This window comes from Brackiella oedipodis DSM 13743, from assembly GCF_000621025.1.
In the GTDB taxonomy this organism is placed as follows: Bacteria; Pseudomonadota; Gammaproteobacteria; order Burkholderiales; family Burkholderiaceae_B; genus Oligella; species Oligella oedipodis.
Genome location: NZ_KK211206.1, coordinates 349,003 through 371,330, shown reverse-complemented (window position 1 = coordinate 371,330; position 22,328 = coordinate 349,003). Strand labels below are relative to the sequence as shown.

Here is a 22,328-nt window from a genome sequence, read left to right as displayed (position 1 = left end):
ATGAAAACAAAAGTTTTGTTAACGAGTACGGTGTTAGTGTGCTCACTCTTAACAGCATGCGGTACAAGTAATAAAGCCCCAATTAGTTCGGCGGGTTCGTCTAGCACGGGTACCGCTTCTAGCGGCGGCGCTGTCAGTGCGGGTCAATATGTTGTGCAACGCGGCGATACGCTCTATAGCATTGCTCGTCGTAATGGCATGAATGTGGCACAACTCAAGAGCCTCAATAACCTCACCAGTAACGATATTGAAGTCGGCCAACGTTTACGTATCGGCTCAGGTGCCGCCACCGCCGCACCTGCCCGAGCAACAGCTAGTACCTCACGCACGAGCAGTAGTAGTGCCGCGGTGGCTCGCGCGGCAGATGCCTCCAAGGTCTCTTGGGATTGGCCAGTACGTGGCAACATCATTACGAACTTCTCTAATAGCACGCGCGGTATTGATATCGCTGGCAGCGTAGGCACGCCGATTAAGGCGGCGGCCGATGGTGTGGTCTCCTATACAGGTAATGGCTTGCGCGGCTTGGGTAATTTAGTTTTGATTACCCATAGCAGTAACTTTATTACGGCCTATGCGCACAACAGCAAAATCACCGTAAAAGCCAACCAAAAGGTCAAAAAAGGCGACAAAATTGCTGAATTGGGTCAATCCGATGCCGCGTCTCCACGCTTGCACTTTGAGATCCGTCGCAACGGTACGCCCGTCAATCCAACCGCCTACCTACCTAAATAATTGCTGTCGAGCCTTGCATGTTGCCGTACTTGGTATTTGATCTAGAAACCATTCCCGATGCCCAAGGCTTGAGGCAACTGCATGATTATCCCGCAGAGGCCAGTGATCAAGAGGTTGTGGCGAGTGCTCAGGAGGCTCAACTCGCCAAAACAGGCAGTGATTTTTTGCCCCTACATTTACAAAAAATTATTGCCATTGCCTGTGTTTTTCGGGATCAACATGGGTTTCGGGTTAAATCTCTGGGCGAACCTGATGCCAGTGAGTCGCGCTTGATCCAACAGTTTTTTAAAACGGTTGACCACTACACGCCCATCCTCGTGAGTTGGAACGGATCGGGCTTTGACTTGCCTGTTTTACACTATCGTAGTTTGATTCATGGTGTTTGTTGCATGCGCTACTGGGATCAGGGGGAGGACGACAGAGACTTTAGATATAATAACTACCTTAATCGCTATCATCAGCGCCACATCGATCTGATGGATTTGCTCGCCAAATTCAATGCCCGCGCCAATGCCTCATTAGATCAACTGGCCAAACTATGTGGTTTTCCTGGCAAATTGGGGATGGATGGTTCGCAAGTTTGGCATGCTTACCAAGAGGGGCAACTCCAAGCCATTCGTGACTATTGCGAAACTGATGTTGTCAATACCTGGCTAATGCATTGCCGCTTTTTACTCATCAAAGGCGCGCTGACTGAGCAGGCCTATCAACAAGAAATCGATCTCGTAAAAAGCCACTTGCAGCAATTGTCTGAGTCGCGCCCAGAACCGTGGCAAACTTATCTCAATCAATGGTCGAGTGCGGCTAATTAATTGATTAATTAATTATTGATTGATTAATTGGTTGATTCATAACCGCCGTCCATTGTTAACGACCACAACTTACGCCTACGCCCAAAGGCGTTTTTTTATTATCTATTGCTTTTACATCTTCAACGCTTATGACTGAATTATTGTCCATCGAATCCCTAGACATGGAAGCCCGCGGCATTGCTCGGCGTGACGGTAAGACGATTTTCGTAGAAGGCGCCTTGCCCCATGAGCAGGTGTTGGCGAAAACCTTCAAAAAGAAATCCTCCTACGAAATGGCGCAGACCCAACAAGTGCTCAAGAGTTCAAGTTTGCGAGTGCCCCCGGCCTGTCCTAATTTTGGGGTGTGTGGCGGCTGTGCCATGCAACACTTGGATGCCACTGCTCAGGTGGCTATCAAACAGAGAGTATTGGAAGATAATTTTAAACACATCGGCAAGCTTAAGATCCCCACGGTGATGGCACCGATGTATGGGCCGTTTTGGCATTATCGTTTTCGGGCGCGTCTCTCCGTGCGCTATGTCCGCAAAAAAGACGAAGTGCTGATTGGATTTCGGGAGAAAAAAAGTCATTTTGTGACCAATATGAGCGAATGCCTGGTCTTACCAGAGGCCGTCTCTGATCTATTACCCAAATTGCGTCAGTTATTTACGCAACTGAGCATCAAGGAAGCCATCCCGCAACTTGAAGTCTGTGTGGGCGAAGCCGTGATTGTTTTAGTCATCCGTCATATGCAGCCAATTCCTGAAGAGGATATGCTCAAGCTGCGCCAGTTTGCACAGGCGTACGGGGTATCTTGGTGGTCGCAATCGAAGGGACCTGATAAGGTAAAACCTTTTGAGGCCGCCGATGTCGATAAGCTTTATTATTCTTTGCCGCAATTTGGTCTGAATATGAAGTACTTGCCGACAGATTTTACCCAAGTCAATCCTTATATTAATCGCGCTTTGGTCAGTAAGGCACTGCGTTTATTGCAAGTACAGGCCGAGGATCGTGTGGCGGACTTATTCTGTGGGTTAGGTAATTTTAGTTTGCCACTCGCCACGCAAGTACGCCAAGTCGTGGGCATAGAAGGCTCGGATCGACTCACCACACGCGCCTTGGCGGCTGCCGCTGAGCATGGTTTGGCGCACAAACTGTCTTTTTCCACCCTGAATTTATTTGAAATTGATGTCCAGTGGTTACGTGATCTGGGTTATTTTGATCGTATCTTGATTGATCCCCCTCGGGAAGGGGCACTTGCTGTGTCACAAGCCCTGGCACAACTAGACGCCCACGAGCGACCTAAACGTATTGTCTATGTCTCCTGTAATCCCGCCACCCTGGCGCGCGATGCGGCAGAGCTCGTGCACCAAGGTGGCTATCGATTGCATAGTGCTGGGGTGGTCAATATGTTCCCGCATACTGCGCATGTGGAATCGATTGCTGTGTTTGAATCGTGATTAGCAGTAAGCAGGCGATATATAGGACACAAGACAGAGCGCGGAGCAGGGGATGCTCGTGCCTGTCTGCCCTAAACGTTGGAAAAATATAAGAAAAAGTTCTCTGAACACCTTAGAAAAAATTCAGCAAACCTACGTTAGCAAAAAAGCCTTATCCAAGAGGAATAAGGCCTTTTTAAAATAAATCGTGGCAATCAGTCTATACGAACAGACTCAACGTTCTACACAAACGGTCGTTGATAACCCCCTGGTACGCCATTTTTACTCAAGACAAACTGCCAAAGTTGGGTTTGACGGGTTCTAAAGGTGGCGGCACAAATCAGTAAATAATAACGCCACATACGATAGAAGGTCTCGTCATAATGTGCCTGCAACTGTGGCCAGTGTTCCTCGAAATTGTGGTGCCAAGCCATCAGGGTTTTGTCGTAATCGGCACCAAAATTGTGCATATCCTCAATCACGAATAAATTAGATGTGGCATCGGCAATTTGACTGATATTAGGCAATTCGCCATTGGGGAAAATATATTTATCCAACCATGGATCAGGGTAGTAGTGCTTGCTGAGCACACCGATGCTGTGCAATAAAAATAAACCATGGTTTTTGAGGTTGCGATAGGCGGTCTCAAAATAGCTTTGGTAGTTTTTGTGACCCACATGCTCAAACATGCCAAGACTGACAATGGCATCGAATTGATCGTGTAAGTCACGGTAATCTTGGAGTCTGAACTCAATAGGCAAACCCGCACAGAGGGTTTGACCTAAGTTGACTTGCTCTTGGGAGATGGTGACGCCCACGCATTCGACACCGTAATGCTCGGCCGCATAACGCATAAAGCCTCCCCAACCACAGCCGATATCGAGCACGCGCATACCCGGTTTGAGGGAGAGTTTCTGACAGACAAGATCGAGTTTGTTGATTTGCGCCTGATTGAGGTTATCTGCATCGCGCCAATAGCCGCAGGTATACACCATATATGGATCGAGCATGCATTTAAACAATTCATTGCCTGCATCATAATGCGCCTTACCGACTTCAAAGGCTTTGCTCTTGGTCTGATGATTGCGGATTTTGGCGCGCACACTATACCAGAGGGTTTTGAGATTTTTGACTTCTTCGTCGACGTGCGAACTGAGGATTTTATATAAGAGCACGTCAATTTGTGCGCAATCCCACATCTTGGCCATATAGGATTCACCTAAGCCCAAGCTCCCCGAGGCCAGCACCATATCGGCCATCTTGGGATCATGCACCACGATGTCGTACGGGTGCTCGCCATTGAGGCTGACACCGGCTTTGGCGATGAGATCGTTAAGATGTTGGATAGAGGCTTGATGCTCCGTAGTGGGAGAACTTGAATGAGACACTGACACAATAATTCCTAAGTAATAAGAAGTTACATCGATGTTGCTAAATGTATATAAATTCAAATTACCACTTTGATTTGTCAAATACAAGCATCTACTTTCAATAATTCCCAGGCGTCACAAAATATTACAAATCCACTTTGCGTATACCACTTAAGTTCTTAAAACAGGTGGTATTGGCCATGTGAATAAAGTCTTGTAAATACTCGCTTTGGCTGTCTTCCTCGCGGAAAGCCGCATATAAGGTAATCCAAATGCCAGGAGCCTCTCCAAGATGGCAAGTATGAATCCAGTTTTGTTGAGCCTCTTTGTGTAGAGCCCAGCTCGGTAGCGCAGAGACGCCACGATTGCTATTGACGAGTTGAATAATCATGGGGGTGAGCTCGGTTTGGCGCACCATAGCGGGTTCGACATCGGCGGGATCGAGGAATTTGGTAAAAATATCCATACGATTACGATCCACGGGGTAGGTAATGAGCACTTGATCCTCCAGGTCTTGTGGTTGCACAAAGCGTTTTTGTGCTAAGGGGCTGCTATGCGCCACCGCCAGCACCAACTCATACTTAAATAACGGGACGTATTGCAAACCATTAATGTTTTGGGGATCAGAGGTAAAGACCAAATCCAAATCGCCACGCGCTAGCGCAGGTAAAGGATTAAAGGAAAAAGCCGCGGTTAAATCTAGTGACACCTCATTCCATTGTTGTCGGTATTCGTCAAGCGTTGGCATGAGCCAGTCAAAACAGGAGTGGCAATCAATAGCGATATTCAGACGGCCGCTTTGACCATGAGCTAGTTTACGTAGTTCTCTTTCGGTGAGGGTGATTTGCGGCAAAACGTTTTCGGCCAATTGTACAATCCTTAAGGCCGCCGTCGTTAAACGAGCAGGGCGACGCTTACGATTGAGCAATTGTACGCCCAGGCGTCCTTCCAGTTCTTTGATTTGGTGTGACAGGGCAGACTGGGTAATGGCGAGCCTATCGGCCGCATCTTGTAGGCTGTTTTCTTGATGCAGCACCAGTAGGCTTTGCAAATGACGTATTTCTAGCATAGTGGGCAATTAACTCTCTATTGCAGTGGATTTATTATAAGCAATAATATTAAATTTATTCATATTAATTCCAAAAATATGCAAACAGATTTATGTAATATATGCCATCATAGTGGAGTTAAGTTTTAACAAGATTAACAAAATAAAGAGGTTTTATTAAATGGCAATTGCTCATAACTTAGGTCTGCCACGTATTGGTGCAGACCGCGAACTAAAAAAAGCACTTGAATCTTACTGGAAAGGCGAAAGCTCCAAAGACGCCTTATTGCAAGTTGGCAAAGAACTACGCCAACGTCACTGGAAGGCCCAAAATGACAACGGTAGTCAATGGGTCACGGTCGGCGATTTTGCTTGGTATGATCACATTCTTGAGTGGAGCTGCACGATTGGTGTGGTACCTCACCGTTACACCCAAGAAATCCCACAACCTTTCGATTTGGATTTATTGTTTGCCATGGCGCGCGGTCGCCAAAACGAGCAAGAGTCTGTCCCTGCTTGTGAAATGACCAAATGGTACGATACCAACTACCACTACATCGTGCCAGAACTCAAAAAAGACCAAACCTTCAAACTATCTCGCACCTTCTTGTTTGATCAAGTCAAAGAAGCACAGGGGCAAGGTTATCAAGTCAAAGTCGTTCTCCCTGGTCCAGTCACTTACTTGGCTCTTAGCAAAGGGGAAGACTTTGGTGCCGGTACCGAATTCAATGGCAAACTTGACTTCTTACCGAATTTATTAGCGGTCTACAAAGAAGTACTTAGCAAACTCAAAGAACTCAATGTTGAATGGGTACAACTCGACGAAGCCTTCGCGCTATTGGACATCAATGACACATGGCAGCAAGCCTTCAAAGACGTGTACGCCGAACTCAAGGGCGTGGGTCCAAAAATCCTAGTTGCCACTTACTTCGAGAGCCCAGAGCCTAACCAAGACTTACTCAAAGCCTTACCAGTCGATGGCTTGCATATTGACCTCACTCGTGGCGAAACCGACTTAGTGAAATTTGTCAGCGATTGGGATCTCACTAAAGTGCTTTCTCTTGGTGTAATCGATGGCCGTAATATTTGGCGTGCTGACCTTGACAAAATCACCAAAGAGGTCTCTACCATTGCCCAAAACTTCGGTGACAACCTTTGGTTAGCGCCATCTTGCTCATTATTACACGTGCCTTACGACGTCGAACCAGAGACTAAACTTCACGAAGAAGTTAAGCAATCACTGGCCTTTACGATCCAAAAATTACAAGAACTGAATGTCTTAGCGCATGCCGTCAATAACGACTTGTCCGCCCAAGACAAAGAGTTCCTAGAGCGCCAAAACAAAGCCCTAGAAACCCGTCGTACCTCTGCTCACATTAATAATCAAGCGGTCAAAGACCGTGTCAAAAAAGCCGAGTCTATTGAGTTACATCGTCCAGCCTTTGCGGATCGTGTAGCGGCTCAGCATGACAACTTGAACCTACCTTTATATCCAACCACGACTATCGGTTCTTTCCCACAAACCAAAGAGATCCGTCAATTGCGTAGTGCTTGGAAAAAAGGCAATGTGTCTGATGCCGACTACGAAAACGGCATGAAAAAAGAAATCGAATTGGTTATTCGTGAGCAAGAAAACCTCGGTTTGGACGTGCTTGTCCATGGTGAGCCTGAGCGTAACGACATGGTCGAATACTTTGGTGAGTTGCTCAATGGTTTTGCCTTCACCCAAAATGGTTGGGTTCAAAGCTATGGTTCACGCTGCGTGAAACCACCAATCATCTTCGGTGACGTTAGCCGCTCTGCACCAATGACAGTAGAATGGGCTAAATTTGCCCAATCACTCAGCGACAAACCTGTCAAAGGTATGTTGACTGGTCCAGTGACGATGTTGCAATGGTCTTTTGTACGTGATGATCAACCACGTTCAGAAACTTGCCGTCAATTGGCTTTAGTGCTACGTGACGAGATCCTCGACCTCGAAGCCGCTGGCATCAAAGTCATCCAGATCGATGAACCTGCCATCCGTGAGGGTCTACCACTTCGTCGCGAAAAATGGGATGAATACCTCAAATGGGCGGTGGATGCGTTCTTGTTGTCTACGTCTGGTGTCCGTGACGAGACACAAATCCACACTCATATGTGCTACTCAGAGTTCAATGACATCATCAAAGCCATTGCCGATATGGACGCTGACGTCATCACCATTGAGACCTCACGTTCTAATATGGAATTGTTACAAGCGTTTGAGGACTTCAAATACCCTAACGAAATTGGTCCAGGGGTGTATGACATTCACTCACCAAACGTGCCAGATCTCGATTGGATGGTCAATTTGATTCGTCAAGCTGCCAAACATATCGACAAAAAACAATTATGGGTGAACCCAGACTGCGGCCTCAAAACCCGCGGTTGGCCAGAAACCAAAGCCTCTTTAGACATCATGGTTAAAGCGGCCAAACAGCTGCGCCAAGAAGCCTAATGCAAATGCTTAAGGTTTGCAGGTCTTAATCCAAAGCCCACTATAGCGATATAGTGGGCTTTATTTTTATTTTTTCTTAAGTTTTGGTTCTATATAGCATCACGTTATTAGGAAGACTCGGGACGCTAAATTGTCACAATTTACGTTATACTAGTGCCAAGATATTTTACTGATTAGGGTTTATCTGTATAAGTTTTACTGATTATCAATCCTTTTCTTAAAATACGGTTCTCTTTATGGTCTCGCCAAAAGAGTTTGTTGAATATTAATTTGCAATAGGAAATCTATGAAGATTCATGAATATCAAGCCAAAGAACTGTTGCGCCAGTTCGGGGTAAATGTCCCTAACAGCAAACCCGTTTTCTCTGTTGACGAAGCTGTTAAAGCGGCCGAAGAACTCGGTGGATCTGTTTGGGTCGTCAAGGCTCAAATTCACGCCGGCGGTCGAGGTAAGGGTGGTGGCGTAAAAGTCGCCAAATCTCTAGATGAAGTGCGACAATTGGCTTCTGAAATTCTAGGTATGCAATTAGTCACGCACCAAACGGGCCCAGAAGGCCAAAAAGTACGTCGTCTGCTTATCGAAGAAGGCGCGGACATCAAAAAAGAATACTATGTCGGTATTGTGACTGATCGCCAATCGCAAACCAACTGCGTGATGGCTTCTGCTGAAGGCGGTATGGAGATCGAGGAAGTTGCCAAAGAATCTCCAGAGAAAATCCTCAAAGTCTTTGTGAAACCAGGTGCTGATCTTTCTGAAGAAGACGCACTTAAATTAGCAAAAGGCATCGGTATTCCAGAAGCTTCTCAACACAAAGCCGCGTCTGAATTCCAAAAACTCTACAAAGCCTATTGGGATCTAGATGCCTCATTGGCCGAAATCAACCCATTAATTCTTACGGGTAGTGGCGATATTGTTGCCCTTGACGCCAAATTCAACTTCGACTCTAATGCCTTGTTCCGCGAAGAAAAAATCGCTGAGTTACGTGACTTAGACGAAGAAGATCCAACCGAAATCGAAGCCAGCAAATATGGCTTATCTTATATTGCCCTAGACGGTAATATCGGTTGTATGGTCAACGGTGCAGGTTTAGCGATGGCGACCATGGACACCATCAAACTCTTTGGTGGCGAGCCAGCCAACTTCCTAGACGTGGGTGGTGGCGCTACGGCCGAAAAAGTCACCGTCGCCTTCAAATTAATGCTCCAAAACCCTAAAGTGAAAGCCATTTTAGTCAATATCTTTGGTGGTATTATGCGTTGCGACGTTATCGCTGAAGGTGTGGTCGAGGCGTGCAAAGCCGTTAACCTTCAAGTACCACTCGTGGTTCGCATGAAAGGTACCAACGAAGAACAAGGCAAAAAAATGCTTGCCGATTCTGGTTTACCTATCATTAGCGCAGACACTATGGCTGAAGCTGCCGAAAAAATCGTTGCAGCGGCGAACAAATAAGGAAGGATTACAATGTCAATTTTGATCAATAAAGACACGAAAGTTATCACTCAAGGGATTACTGGTAAAACAGGTAGTTTCCACACAAAAGCTTGCCTCGAATACGCTAATGGCAAAAATTGCTTCGTCGCTGGTGTACACCCTAAACGTGCCGGCGAAGAATTCGACGGTATCCCTATTTATGCCACCGTCAAAGAAGCTAAAGAAGCCACGGGCGCAACCGTTTCTGTGATTTATGTACCACCTGCTGGTGCCGCCGCGGCCATTCTTGAAGCCGTCGAAGCTGAGCTTGATCTTGTGATTTGTATCACTGAAGGTATCCCTATCCGTGACATGCTTGAAGTGCGTCAACGCATGAAAGACATGAATAGCAAAACCTTATTGCTCGGCCCTAACTGCCCAGGTGTGATCACACCAGACGAACTCAAAATCGGTATTATGCCAGGTCACATCCACCGCAAAGGTCGTATCGGTATCGTCAGCCGTTCTGGTACCTTAACGTACGAAGCCGTGGCCCAAGTCACTGAGCTTGGCTTAGGTCAATCCACTGCTGTGGGTATTGGTGGTGACCCAATCAACGGTCTCAAACACATCGATGTCCTCAAAATGTTCAACGATGACCCAGATACCGATGCGGTAATCATGATCGGTGAGATTGGTGGTCCAGACGAAGTCAACGCCGCTCGTTGGGCGAAAGACAATATGAAAAAACCAGTGGTCGGCTTTATTGCCGGTGTGACGGCACCAGCAGGTAAACGTATGGGCCACGCAGGTGCCTTAATTTCTGGTGGTGAAGATACTGCGGATGCCAAACTCAAAATCATGGAAGAGTGCGGTATCAAAACGACGCGTGACCCTTCAGAAATGGGTAAATTACTCAAATCTGTACTGTAATTTTCACAGTCCAGCTTAAGTAATGCAGTAATGCGATCAGCCTGTCTTCGGACAGGCTTTTTTATTTTTTTGTATGGTGCATGGCAACATCGTCGATTAAACTGAAACTTTTAGTACACTTATGCTTTGAATTTTTGCAATTTTCAGCACAGGAAAGTTTATGGACATTACACAAGGCGCTTTTTGGATAGCGTTGCTACAAATCGTCTGGATTGATATTTTGTTGTCGGGCGATAATGCCCTTGTTATTGCCATGGCCGCCCGCGCATTGCCTGCCAAGGACCAAAAAAAAGCCATTGTCTTTGGCGCTGGAGCAGCCATTGTCTTGCGAATTTTACTCACGCTATTGGCGGCACAATTACTGATGTTCCCTTATCTCAAGGTCGTCGGTAGTATCTTATTGCTTTATATTGGGGTGCACTTGTTATTTACCGACGAAGGCAAGGACGATCAACACGAAGCCAAAACGACCTTAGGCGCCGCCATTGGGTCCATACTCGTGGCCGATGTGGTGATGAGTCTTGATAATGTCATCGCGGTGGCCGCCGCTGCCAAAGACCATTTTGGTTTATTAATCTTTGGTCTCGTACTCAGTATTCCTCTTATGATTTGGGGTAGTTCTTTACTATTGCGTCTTATCGAGCGTTTCCCAATTATTGTTTGGTTTGGTGCCGCCTTGCTTGGCTTTATTGCGGGCGAAATGTTCGTCAAAGACGTAGTCATTCATCCATGGGCAATGCAAGTCGCCGAGAGCTGGGGAATTACTTACAGTATCTTCTCCAAAATTACAGGGGCCATTGGCGCGATTATTGTGCTGTTGGTCGGTAAGATCTGGCTTAGCCTCAAAGCCAAAAAAACAACGGCTTAACGATTAAACTTTTCGTTCTATCGTTCTATAGTTTTGTAGTTCAATAGTTCTTTATGCGCTCAGTCGTTTAGTCATTATCTACTAGACAGGCTGCCACGCCAATGCGTTGCAGCCTGTTTGCTTTTGGACGGAGTGCACAAAAAGACCATGCCTAATAAATGCTAAGATAATAAGATTGTTTAAGCATGAAATCTTAGGATATACGGTCTTTTTATGTCTACACCTCAACTCCCTCGCAAAATCACCATTGCAACCCGAGAAAGTCGACTTGCTGTGTGGCAAGCAGAATTTGTCAAACAGCAATTGCAACAACATTATCCAGACCTTGACGTCGAATTGCTTAAAATGAGCACCAAAGGCGATCGAATTTTGGATAAAACCCTCTCTAAGATTGGTGGTAAAGGCTTATTCATTAAAGAACTAGAAAATGCTTTATTAGACGGGCGTGCTGATTGTGCCGTGCACTCCCTCAAAGATGTCCCCGTCGAGATGCCCGAGGGCTTTGAATTATCTACCATTCTAAAGCGCGCCGATCATACCGATGCCTTTGTGTCTAATCACTATGAAGATTTGGCGAGTCTACCTGAGGGCGCAATTGTCGGAACGTCAAGTTTGCGCCGCGAGTCGCAAATTCGCGCCAAATACCCACATCTACAAGTCAAACCCCTACGCGGTAATCTTGACACGCGCTTGCGTAAACTCGATGAGCAGCAATATGACGCGATTGTTTTGGCCAGTGCGGGTCTCAAACGCATGGGCATGGCCCAACGCATTCGTTCTACGCTGAGTATTAGCGACATGCTGCCTGCCGTTGGGCAAGGGGCTTTGGGCATAGAGATTCTGGCTTCCCGCAACGATCTCAAAGACGTGTTTAAGGTGCTAATGTGCCCCGAAACCACACTCACTTGTCAAGCCGAGAGAGCCGTATCAGCCGCTTTAGGCGGTTCTTGCCAGGTGCCTTTAGCCGTCCATGCTTCTTTACAAGAGGACGTCATGAGCTTACAAGCCTTGGTGGCTTTACCCAACGGTCGCCAACTGATTTATGCTCAGGCCAGTGATACTCAACAGCATGCAGCGGCCATCACGCAGTCGGTGATCGACAGTCTCAAAGCGCAGGGCGCCTTAGAGTTGATTGCCGACGTCTTGCAAGAGAATCAAGCGCAATAGCCAGGCTTGGACGTGATGTATGTCTAGTCCCTTGATTGTTCTGACTCGTCCGAGTGCCAAAAATAGTGTGCTCGCCCAGCAATTGCACCATGAGTTACAGGCACAAACGCTGTCGGCAGCGTCTACTCATGAAGCGCGGCAGACTTCAGCGCCATTACAGGTTTATTCATTATCGGCCTTAGAGCTTGAATCCCAAACTTTTGACTGTCCATCCCTTAAAGATGTCGGTCTAGTGTTTTTTGTGAGTAGTTTTGCGGTGCAAACGTTCTTTGCAGGGTTGGATCGAGCCACCCTGCAAGCACTAAGCGCCTTACCTCATCTGTATTTTGGTGCAGTTGGCCAAAGCAGTTGTCAGGCTCTGTTAGACTGGGGCATAGACCCGCAGCGTATTATTCAGCCAGCCGCCGGTGAAAGTGACTCCGAAGGTTTTTTTGCGCAGCTCCAACAGCACAGCGTGATGACTGAACTGCAACAACAGCGCCGCGTCCTGATTGTGCGCGGTCAACAAGGCCGCAACTGGCTCGCCAAGCGTTTATTAGATGCCCTGATTCGGGTTGATTTCTTGGTGGTTTACCAACGGCGCCCACAACACTGGAGTGGTGACGCTATGCAACCGCTATTGCAGGCATTGCAGCACAAACAGCCTATGATTTGGCTTATCACGAGTTCAGAATCGGCACAGGCCATCATCCACAATTGGCGCCAGTACGGTATAGAAGATTACATGTGGCAACAGCAATTTGTGGTGATTCATGAGCGTATTGCTGAATGTTTGCAGCAGCAATACCGCTCTTTTTGTGACCAAAAGTTACAGTTAACTAAGGATAAATGTAACAACGAAATGGTCACCTCATCTCACGACAAGGCACTGCAAATTTCGCTGTGTTTTCCAGAGGATAGGGCGATTTTAGAAGCTATCAAAAAGCTCAGCCGACACGCGCCTAGGGTTATTCCTAGGTAATACTAAATCTTACAAATTCCTAAGCTTTTAACCATTTGATTTAATTCAATTGCTTGCTTATTTTGTGTAACTGATTTATAAATTAATTAAGCCTGCGGCATTTAAGCAGCGCTTTATTTGCCAGATGCCGCATAAAAATAATTCTTTTTAAATATCAGGGGAAACTCATGAAATTTTCTAAATTACCTTTAGCTGTAGCCGTTTCTAGCGCTTTATTGTTCTTAGCCGCTTGCGACAACAATGACCAAGGCCAACAAGAAGGTGCAGCCACCGAACAAACCGCTGGCGACCAAGTCAAAAACGTTGGCGACAAAATCGGTGAAAAAGTCGACGAAGTGACTGCCGCCGCCAAAGAGAAATACGACGAAGTCACGGCTAAAGACGCTGCAGACAAGCGTGAAGATGCAGCGGATCACCAAGATAACGCTGCCGACAAAAAAGAAGACGCTGCTGAAAATCGTAAAGACGCAGCCGAAGACAAACAAGACGCTGCTAAAGCCGCTGCCAAAGGTGATCTAGACAAAGCTGCTGACAAACAGCAAGACGCTGCCGAAAACGCCCAAAAAGCCGCTAAAGATGACGCTGAAGCTAAACAAGAAGCCTCTAAAGCCGCTGCTGACAGCAAAGAAGCTGACCATAAAGCTGCCGCTGGTCACGACCATCACGATCATGATGGCCACGATCACCACGATCACGAGCACCATGACCACGATCACGCTGATCATGACCATGATCACGCCGCTGCAGACGTCAAAGATGGCGCTGCTAAACCAGCTCCAACGGTAGGCGAACTCAAAGCACAAGCTCATGACGCCAAAGTGAAAGCTGAACAAAAAATTGACAACCTCAAAGTTCAAGCGCACGACGCCAAAGTCGACGCTCAACACAAAGTTGATCAAATTGGTTCTATCATCAAAGGTCAAGAACCTGCCCCTAAAGGCACTGAACCTGTAAAAGCTCAAGACGCTGTACCACAAAACTAATCGTTTAAGCATCCAAAATTGCTTATAATCAGTGTAAGCTGAGCCCAAAACGGCCTTCGGGCCGTTTTTTTCATGTTATGGCCTTCGAGCCGTTTCTTCATGTTATTGATAGGAGCTGTCCATGAAAAGCAATTCATTTTTCCAAGATCTACAGCGTAATTTGTCTGATCTGATCCACAAAAGCCCAGCAGGGGATGTCGAAAAAAACGTTAAATCCTTTCTGAGCCAGGGTTTTTCTAAACTCGATTTAGTGACACGCGAGGAGTTTGAAGAACAAGTGTTTTTGGTTAACCGTCTACGTGAGCGCGTCGTCGCTCTAGAAGACAAAGTAGCCAAATTAGTCGGCTCTGCTAGCCAGCAACAATCTACAGCGGCTACGCACAGCGTCTCTCAAAACCCTCAAGTCAATTCAGCCACAGCTAGTGTAGACGCGCCCACCACGGCCAATAGCGCCAATGCCGCCACTACCGCGCAGGGCACTGGTACAAGCCATAACCAGGCCCAGGCCGATCAAGATAATCATTCATCCACTTCTTTATAGGGCTGGTGACAACTGGCTGACACAACGACACTAGGGATTATCTGAATAAATAATTTTTAGTGATCCTCTTATAATTTGTATTTTATAAAACCAATAATAAGGGGACATTATGAAACTGTTCAAAAGCCAAACCATCGCGACAGTTTTAAGCACCGCAGCCTTAAGCGCTGCACTGGCCGCTCCGCAAGTCGCACAAGCGGCTGATAATTTTGTCAGCATTGGTACAGGTGGCGTCACAGGCGTTTATTATTCAGCCGGTGGCGCCATTTGTCGTCTAGTCAACAAGGACAAGTCCGCTCACGGTTTTCGCTGCTCGGTAGAATCTACGGGCGCCTCCGTGTTTAATATCAATGCGATTCAAGCAGGCGAATTAGAATTTGGCTTTGCTCAATCTGACGTGGCTTACAACGCCTACGAGGGCAAGGCTCAATTTGAGGGCAAAGCCTTCAAGGATTTACGCTCTGTCTTTGCTCTGCATCCAGAACCTTTTACCTATGTCACTCGCAAAGAAGCCAATATCAAATCTTTTGCTGACCTCAAAGGCAAACGCTTTAATGCGGGTAATCCAGGTTCAGGAACCTTAGCCTCTATTGAGCAATACCTCAAAGAAGCCAATCTAGATACCAGTTACTTTGGTTTATTGGCCAAACTTAAACCCGACGAACAAAGTGCCGCATTGTGCGACGGCAAGATTGATGGCTTCGTGTTTGGCGTCGGTAGTCCATCGGCCAATATTCAAGACCCAACCACCACTTGCGGCGCGCAGCTCATGTCCATGACAGGACCTGTGGTTGATAAATTAGTCAAAGAGCATTCTTACTACGCTAAAGCCGTCATCCCTGGTGGCATGTACCAAAATAACCCTCAAGACACGCACACTTATGGGGTGGTCGCCACGGTGGTAACCTCCTCAAAAGTCTCTGATGATGCTGTTTATGCTGTCGTCAAATCCGTCTTCGAGAATTTTGACGAATTCAAGAAATTACATCCAGCACTGGCCAATCTCAAAAAAGAAGATATGGTCAAAAACGGTTTAACCGCGCCTTTACATCCAGGTGCCCTTAAATATTACAAAGAAGTTGGTTTGATCAAAGAATAATCCCGCCTTATTCGAAGATCATGGTTAAGCCATTATTGGGTGGCCAAGTGCCACCAGTAATGGCTTTTTCTTGAGAGGTTTGCTATGACGGACGTCAATGCTGTCGATAACGAAAAATTAGAACAATTAGTCGCAGACTCCGATAGGGGAGGTCGCAATGTCAGTGGTATCGCCGCTAGTATTTTGGCGACGTGTGCCATTCTTTGGTCGTGCTTTCAATTATGGATTGCATCCCCTTTGCCTTTTACTTTTGGTTTCGGTATTTTTAACGACACAGAAGCACGTGCGGTGCATTTAGGCTTTGCCATGTTTTTGGGCTATTTAGCCTTTCCCATGCTCAAAAAAAACACTAATAATATCCCCATTTATGATTGGATCTTAGCGCTGGTGGCGGGTTTCTGTGGCGCCTATTTGTGTTTCTTCTATAACGACATTGCGCTACGACCAGGCATGGCGACACAAACCGATGTAGTCGTTGGCGTGCTTGGTTTACTGTTATTACTCGAGATCACCCGCCGAGCGTTGGGTAAGCCGATGGCGGTCTTGGCCTTATTATTTCTACTCTATGCCTATTTTGGGCCTTATATGCCAGACGTCATTGCTCATAGAGGGGCTTCCTTAACCCGCATTATTGACCATATGTGGCTCTCGACAGAGGGTACTTACGGCGTGGCACTTGGGGTTTCAGTCTCCTATATTTTTATCTTTGTGTTGTTTGGATCTTTACTCGATCGTTGCGGTGCGGGTAATTATTTTATGCAAGTCTCCTTTGCCTTTTTAGGTCATTTAAGAGGTGGACCGGCCAAAGTCGCGGTCGTGTCTTCTTGCATGAATGGTATTGTTTCAGGTTCTTCGGTCGCCAATGTGGTCACGGGCGGTGTCTTTACCATCCCACTCATGAAGCGCGCGGGTTATGGTGGTCTCAGAGCGGGCGCGATCGAAACCGCGGCCTCGGTCGATGGTCAAATCATGCCACCCGTCATGGGGGCGGCAGCGTTTTTAATGACCGAGTATGTGGGCATATCCTACCAAGAGGTGATTCGTCACGCCTTATTACCTGCTATTTTGTCCTATATCGGTTTATTTGCCATTGTTCACATTGAAGCCCTCAAATTGGGCTTACAGCCGATGGCTTCGGCGCACGCACCACGCACCCCCTTACAACGCTTATTGCGTTTTGCTATGGGTATTAGTCTGGTGGTGATTGTGGTGGCAGGCATTTATTGGATTGGTGAAGGGGTAAAAATGGTCGCGGGCAAGAACGCGGTCTGGATACTTTTACTCTTGATGTTTGTCCTGTATGTGTATTTACTGAGAGTGGCGGCTAAATATCCAGATTTGCCTACGGATATTACCATCACATCCAAACAGCAACCGCAAGCCTGGCCTACAGTGCGCGCTGGTTTGTTTTATCTCATTCCCGTTGGCGTCTTGATCTGGAGCCTCAGTGTCGAGCGCTTGTCACCTGGATTGTCCGCATTTTATGCCGTACTGAGCATTTTGTTTTTGATGATCACGCAGCAGGCCTTGTTTGCTTGGTTCCGCAAACAAGCGCTTAAACCTGCCCTCGGACAAGGGCTCGTTCAAGTCAAAGAGGGGCTCGAGCAGGGCGCTCGGAATATGATCGGTATTGCCCTCGCTTGCGGTACGGCAGGGATTATCGTTGGGGTGGTGACTCTCACTGGCTTAGGCCTGCGCATGACAGCATTTATTGAATTGATTTCCATGGGGAATCTGTTGTTTATGCTGTTTTTTACTGCCTTTGTCTGCTTGGTATTAGGCCTGGGTATGCCGACCACGGCGAACTATATCTTAATGGCTACGCTAATGGCACCCGTCGTAGTCGAGCTTAGCGCCCAAAACGGTCTGATTATTCCATTAGTGGCGGTGCATATGTTTGTCTTTTATTTTGGTATTATGGCCGACATCACACCACCTGTCGGTCTCGCGACTTTTGCGGCGGCGGCCATCTCCGGTGAAGATCCCATCAAAACCGGCATCAAAGGCGTCGCCTATGCTTTCCGTACCATTATTTTGCCTTTTGTCTTTATTTTCAATCCCTTATTGTTATTGATAGGCATTGAGAACTGGGGCACGCTAGTCATCGTAGTGGCCGCGGCGATTGTGGGGAGTATTGTATTTGCCGCCGCTACGCTGAATTGGTTCCGCACCAAGTGTAATTTGTTTGAGATTTTTTTACTCTTACTCGCGACGGCCTTAATGTATCGCCCAGATTGGTTCATGGATCGTCTTATGCCTGAATTTGTGGATAGGCCTGCCTCTCAAGCCTATCAAATTGCCGCCACCCTACCAGAAAACCATCGTTTTGTGGCACAAATAGAGGGTAGTAATCTCGAAGGCGATCTTATCTCTAAAACAGTGGCGGTTAATTTACAAAGCGCACCTGCCAAAGCGGGCGATGATTTGCAAAGCGTGGGACGCGACCGTTTAACCAAGGCAGGTTTGATGTTCAGTCAGTTAGGCGATCAGGTCAAAATCACGAATGTGCGTTTTGGTAGCTTGGCTAAGCGTAGCAGTTGGGAGTTGGGTTGGGATCTCACGGCTGTCAAGATCGATAATCCACAGCGACCAACGCCGTTGTTTTTCTTTTTACCGGGCTTATTGGTAATTTACTTAGTCTGGCGTTTACAGGGTAGACGCCAAGTCAAGCTTGAGCGTCAGCGCCGTACAGAGATGACAGCCTCAAAAGACTAAGACAAAAAACGCACACGGCTTTTTACAAAGCGGCAAGTTTTTGCATACTAAAGTATTACTTAAATACAGAGGTTATGTTGGAACTTGCCGTTTTAAATACCTGCGCCTTATCAGGGCTTAGCGCGCCTTTAGTCCGTTGTGAAGTCCATATAGCGCCCGGTTTACCCGCCTTTACTATTGTCGGTTTGCCCGATACCGGCATCCGCGAGAGTAGGGAGCGCGTGCGCGCGGCCATACTCAGTAGTGGTTATAGTTTTCCAGCTGGGCGCATCACCGCTAATTTATCACCGGCCGATTTACCCAAGGAGTCGAGCCGTTTTGATTTACCCATCGCTCTGGGGATTTTATTGGCGACGGCACAGATTCAAATGCCCGAGCGCGACTTGGAGACTCTGCTGCCGCATTTGTATTTTGTCGGTGAGCTTTCCCTGACAGGCGCCCTGATTCCGGTGCGCGCGCCGCTCGTGCTAGCGCTAGCGATTTATCAACAAGACCCGCGGGCTGTCCTGATCGTGCCCGAGGCCAATGGCGCGGCTGCCGCTTGTGTCCCCGGCCTAACCGTCTATAAGGCCAACACCCTCGGTCAAATTGTGGCTTATCTCAACCAAAGCCAAACGCTCAAACGCGCCAGTCAGAGTGATTTGGCCATCCAAGAAGATGCAGCATTGCCTTGTATGTCAGATATTAAGGGGCAGGCCCAGGCCTGCTATGCCCTAGAAATTGCCGCCAGTGGTGGTCATGGTCTGCTCATGCAAGGACCACCCGGGGTGGGCAAGTCCATGCTGGCGCAGCGGCTACCAGGGATTCTGCCCGATCTGACACAAGCCCAACGGTTGCAGGTCATGGCGATTTATAGTCTGACCCAGTCCACTGCCCATGCTAAGCCCGTGTATATGACCAGACCTTTTCGCAGCCCTCATCATTCTTCTTCAGTGGCTGCTATTGTAGGGGGTGGGGCCATCCCTAAGCCAGGAGAGATCTCTTTAGCGCACCATGGGATTTTGTTTTTGGATGAATTGCCCGAATTCGATCGCCGCGTCTTAGAGGCCTTACGCGAGCCCCTGGAGACGGGTGAAATTTGCATTTCTCGCGCCAGAAGCCGTCAAGTCTTTCCAGCCAAATTCCAATTGATTGCCGCCGCCAACCCTTGTCCTTGTGGTTATTTGGGGCACCTTAGCAAGCCTTGTCGTTGTCCTCCAGAAAAGGTCCAAAAATATCAAAGTAAACTCTCTGGGCCTTTGTTAGATCGCATAGATATCCATCTGACACTGCAGCCATTGAGTGCCGATTGGATGTCAGCTCCCGCGGCCGAATCTTCAGCGATTATCAAAGAACGCGTCATCGCTTGTCGACAGCGTCAATACCAACGCCAAGCGAAACTCAATGCGCATTTAACGGTTGCTGACTTAAGAACGTATGCTCCTCTGGAAGACGCCGCACAAAGCCTGTTAAATAAAGCCATTAAACGCTTTGCCTGGTCAGGTCGGGTGTCGCACCGCGCTATACGGGTGGCCCGCACAGTCGCCGACATGCAACAGCATGAGTGCATTCAAGTGGCCGACATGGCACAGGCGATTACCTTAAGTACCCGTAGCAGTGATCAAGCGTAGCTCTCTAGGGGATCGACCATTGCTGTTATAAGTCGTTACAATCTAAGTAATTGTCTTGTAAATCAATGCATTAAATCAGAAATTTCTAGACAAATTTGAGATCTATCGTTATAATATCAGGCTTATTTTGCAGTCTAGGTCATGATGCATGATCATGGTTCATTGAGTTATTGAGTGTAAGCGCCTTTATGCTTTATGCCGATAGCTAATTGACTATGATCCTCTGGATCTGATTCGAACACTGTCAGAGTAACTATACAGATAGCTGTATATGTCTAGGCTTGTGCTGCATTTAGTCATGTAAAGCGCAGATCTGTTGCATGTAGAGTTGTCCTGTGTAGTCATTAGGATTAACCGTGGTCATAAAAGTTTTGCCACAATGGGCAAACACCTTGGGTTAACATTTTGGAAAAATAATCATGCCTAAAATGAAAACAAAACGAGGCGCAGCTAAGCGTTTCATCGTCCGCGGTAGCGGTTCTATTAAGCGTGGTCACGCGTTTAAACGTCACATTCTTACCAAAAGAACGACCAAAAATAAACGTCAATTACGTGGCACCACAGAGATCCACAAATCAGATGTTGCAGCAGCCAAAACGCTGTTGCCATATGCGTAACTTTAAAAGCTTAAGGAGAATCATATGCCTCGCGTAAAACGTGGTGTAACCGCACGTGCTCGTCACAAAAAAGTAATTTCAGCCGCTAAGGGTTATCGCGGTCGTCGTGGCAACGTCTTTAGAGTTGCCAAACAAGCCGTCATGAAAGCAGGTCAATATGCTTATCGTGACCGTCGTAACAAAAAACGCACTTTCCGTGCACTTTGGATTGCTCGTATCAACGCCGCTGTTCGTCAACACGGTGTGACTTACAGTGCTTTTATTGCTGGTTTGCGTAAAGCCTCTATCGATCTTGATCGTAAAGTCTTAGCAGATATGGCAGTCAACGACAAAGCTGGCTTTGAGGCGATTGTAAAACAAGTTAAATCAGCCCTAAGCGCTTAAATTTCAAGCTATTCGTTAGTCAGTTAGTCATTAACGGGGCTCTACAATGAGGTATGAGTCCCGTTTAATTTTTTATGGTATGGTCATGAGTGAATCTTTCGACGATTTAATCGCACAAGCACAACAAAAATTCGCGCAAGCGCCCGATCTCGCAACGCTCGAAAACGAAAAAGCCAAATTTTTGGGTAAAAAGGGCGCCGTCACAGAACTCATGAAGGGCTTAGCCCAGCTTGAACCCGAGCAAAAACGCCAACGCGGTCAACAAATCAACCAGGTCAAAAAACAAATTGAGGAATGCCTCAACCAACGTCGCCATGAGTTCGCCCAAGCCGAACTCAATCAGCGTCTGGCGGCCGAAACCATTGATGTCAGCCTGCCTGGTCGCGGTCGTGGCATGGGCGGTATTCACCCTGTAATGCAATCGTGGCAACGCATCGAAGAAATCTTTCGTTCGATTGGCTTTGCTGTGGCCGATGGTCCCGAAATTGAAACCGATTGGTTTAACTTTACGGCGCTAAATAATCCACTCAATCACCCTGCACGATCTATGCAAGATACGTTCTACACAGAAATGCAGGATGATGATCAACTACCTTTATTGCTCAGAACCCATACCAGTCCGATGCAAGTGCGTTATGCACAACAGCATACGCCACCAATTAAAGTCATCGCGCCAGGGCGGACGTACCGTGTCGATAGCGATGCTACCCATAGTCCCATGTTTCACCAAGTCGAAGGTTTATGGGTCGCTAAGGATATTTCCTTTGCCGATCTAAAAGGCGTCTATAGCCTGTTTCTGAAGGCTTTTTTTGAAACTGACGATTTACAAATTCGCTTCCGTCCGTCTTTCTTTCCATTTACAGAACCTTCTGCCGAAATTGATATGATGTTCAGCACAGGGCCTAACAAAGGCCGCTGGCTTGAGATTTCAGGCTCAGGCCAGGTGCATCCAACGGTGATCCGTAATTTTGGTTTGGATCCTGAGGAGTATATTGGTTTTGCCTTCGGTTCAGGCATTGAGCGCCTCACCATGCTGCGTTATGGTGTCAATGATTTGCGCCAATTTTATGAGGGTGATTTACGCTTTTTGCAGCAATTTAATCGTTAAACAAACGCTAGCGTTTGTCTCTAGACACGACACCCCACCAGCCCAGCAATTTGCTGTATAACAACGATTTTT

The 22,328-nt window shown here is 47.2% G+C and carries 19 protein-coding genes; 17 read left to right on the top strand and 2 right to left on the bottom strand.

Annotation, left to right across the window (positions count from 1 at the left end; genetic code table 11):
- The 3 genes from Q335_RS0108185 to rlmD all read left to right on the top strand — a co-directional run bounded on the left by Q335_RS0108185 (window position 1) and on the right by rlmD (window position 2,983).
- Window positions 1-732 (top strand): M23 family metallopeptidase, encoded by a 732-nt coding sequence (locus Q335_RS0108185; RefSeq protein WP_028358202.1) that lies wholly within the window; start codon window positions 1-3, stop codon window positions 730-732.
- A gap of 17 nt (window positions 733-749) precedes the next feature.
- The gene (locus tag Q335_RS0108180; protein WP_028358201.1) at window positions 750-1,544 is read left to right on the top strand and encodes a 3'-5' exonuclease; all 795 of its coding nucleotides are present in this window, start codon (window positions 750-752) and stop codon (window positions 1,542-1,544) included.
- A 128-nt stretch (window positions 1,545-1,672) separates the two neighbouring features.
- Window positions 1,673-2,983: a 23S rRNA (uracil(1939)-C(5))-methyltransferase RlmD gene (gene rlmD / locus Q335_RS09835; protein WP_038369772.1), complete on the top strand. Its 1,311-nt coding sequence runs from the start codon at window positions 1,673-1,675 to the stop codon at window positions 2,981-2,983.
- Window positions 2,984-3,204: 221 nt separating this feature from the next.
- Here the strand turns inward: rlmD and cfa are convergent, their stop codons facing one another.
- Entirely contained in the window at window positions 3,205-4,356 is a 1,152-nt protein-coding gene (cfa, locus tag Q335_RS0108170; protein ID WP_245588298.1) for a cyclopropane fatty acyl phospholipid synthase, read from the bottom strand.
- Between the two features lie 121 nt (window positions 4,357-4,477).
- On the bottom strand, window positions 4,478-5,401 hold the full coding sequence (locus Q335_RS0108165) for a LysR family transcriptional regulator (RefSeq protein WP_028358199.1): 924 nt from the start codon (window positions 5,399-5,401) through the stop codon (window positions 4,478-4,480).
- A 160-nt stretch (window positions 5,402-5,561) separates the two neighbouring features.
- Here Q335_RS0108165 and metE point away from each other — a divergent pair, with 160 nt between their 5' ends.
- The 14 genes from metE to pheS all read left to right on the top strand — a co-directional run bounded on the left by metE (window position 5,562) and on the right by pheS (window position 22,256).
- A complete protein-coding gene (gene metE, locus Q335_RS0108160) occupies window positions 5,562-7,859 on the top strand; it encodes a 5-methyltetrahydropteroyltriglutamate--homocysteine S-methyltransferase (RefSeq protein ID WP_028358198.1) in 2,298 nt (765 codons plus the stop codon).
- A 286-nt stretch (window positions 7,860-8,145) separates the two neighbouring features.
- A complete protein-coding gene (gene sucC, locus Q335_RS0108155) occupies window positions 8,146-9,309 on the top strand; it encodes an ADP-forming succinate--CoA ligase subunit beta (protein WP_028358197.1) in 1,164 nt (387 codons plus the stop codon).
- 12 nt (window positions 9,310-9,321) lie between these two features.
- Entirely contained in the window at window positions 9,322-10,203 is an 882-nt protein-coding gene (gene sucD, locus Q335_RS0108150; RefSeq protein WP_028358196.1) for a succinate--CoA ligase subunit alpha, read from the top strand.
- Between the two features lie 160 nt (window positions 10,204-10,363).
- Entirely contained in the window at window positions 10,364-11,071 is a 708-nt protein-coding gene (locus Q335_RS0108145; protein WP_028358195.1) for a TerC family protein, read from the top strand.
- A 213-nt stretch (window positions 11,072-11,284) separates the two neighbouring features.
- Window positions 11,285-12,238 carry a hydroxymethylbilane synthase gene (gene hemC / locus Q335_RS0108140; RefSeq protein ID WP_028358194.1) on the top strand — a complete coding sequence of 318 codons (954 nt, stop codon included), beginning with the start codon at window positions 11,285-11,287 and terminating at the stop codon, window positions 12,236-12,238.
- Window positions 12,239-12,257: 19 nt separating this feature from the next.
- Window positions 12,258-13,199, top strand: coding sequence for a uroporphyrinogen-III synthase (locus Q335_RS0108135; RefSeq protein WP_028358193.1), 942 nt, complete (start codon window positions 12,258-12,260; stop codon window positions 13,197-13,199).
- Window positions 13,200-13,366: 167 nt separating this feature from the next.
- Window positions 13,367-14,182: a hypothetical protein gene (locus Q335_RS10350; protein WP_028358192.1), complete on the top strand. Its 816-nt coding sequence runs from the start codon at window positions 13,367-13,369 to the stop codon at window positions 14,180-14,182.
- A 121-nt stretch (window positions 14,183-14,303) separates the two neighbouring features.
- The gene (locus tag Q335_RS10440) at window positions 14,304-14,723 is read left to right on the top strand and encodes an accessory factor UbiK family protein (RefSeq protein ID WP_084493593.1); all 420 of its coding nucleotides are present in this window, start codon (window positions 14,304-14,306) and stop codon (window positions 14,721-14,723) included.
- A gap of 109 nt (window positions 14,724-14,832) precedes the next feature.
- Window positions 14,833-15,822: a TAXI family TRAP transporter solute-binding subunit gene (locus tag Q335_RS0108120; RefSeq protein WP_038369682.1), complete on the top strand. Its 990-nt coding sequence runs from the start codon at window positions 14,833-14,835 to the stop codon at window positions 15,820-15,822.
- Window positions 15,823-15,906: 84 nt separating this feature from the next.
- Window positions 15,907-18,537, top strand: a complete 2,631-nt coding sequence (locus Q335_RS0108115; protein ID WP_028358190.1) for a TRAP transporter permease — start codon at window positions 15,907-15,909, stop codon at window positions 18,535-18,537.
- A gap of 77 nt (window positions 18,538-18,614) precedes the next feature.
- Window positions 18,615-20,147 carry a YifB family Mg chelatase-like AAA ATPase gene (locus Q335_RS0108110; RefSeq protein ID WP_028358189.1) on the top strand — a complete coding sequence of 511 codons (1,533 nt, stop codon included), beginning with the start codon at window positions 18,615-18,617 and terminating at the stop codon, window positions 20,145-20,147.
- Between the two features lie 419 nt (window positions 20,148-20,566).
- Entirely contained in the window at window positions 20,567-20,764 is a 198-nt protein-coding gene (rpmI, locus tag Q335_RS0108105; protein WP_028358188.1) for a 50S ribosomal protein L35, read from the top strand.
- Window positions 20,765-20,788: 24 nt separating this feature from the next.
- Complete coding sequence (gene rplT / locus Q335_RS0108100; protein ID WP_028358187.1) at window positions 20,789-21,148, top strand: 50S ribosomal protein L20; 360 nt, start codon at window positions 20,789-20,791, stop codon at window positions 21,146-21,148.
- An 85-nt stretch (window positions 21,149-21,233) separates the two neighbouring features.
- Window positions 21,234-22,256, top strand: a complete 1,023-nt coding sequence (gene pheS / locus Q335_RS0108095; RefSeq protein WP_028358186.1) for a phenylalanine--tRNA ligase subunit alpha — start codon at window positions 21,234-21,236, stop codon at window positions 22,254-22,256.
- The last annotated feature ends 72 nt before the right edge of the window (window positions 22,257-22,328 follow it).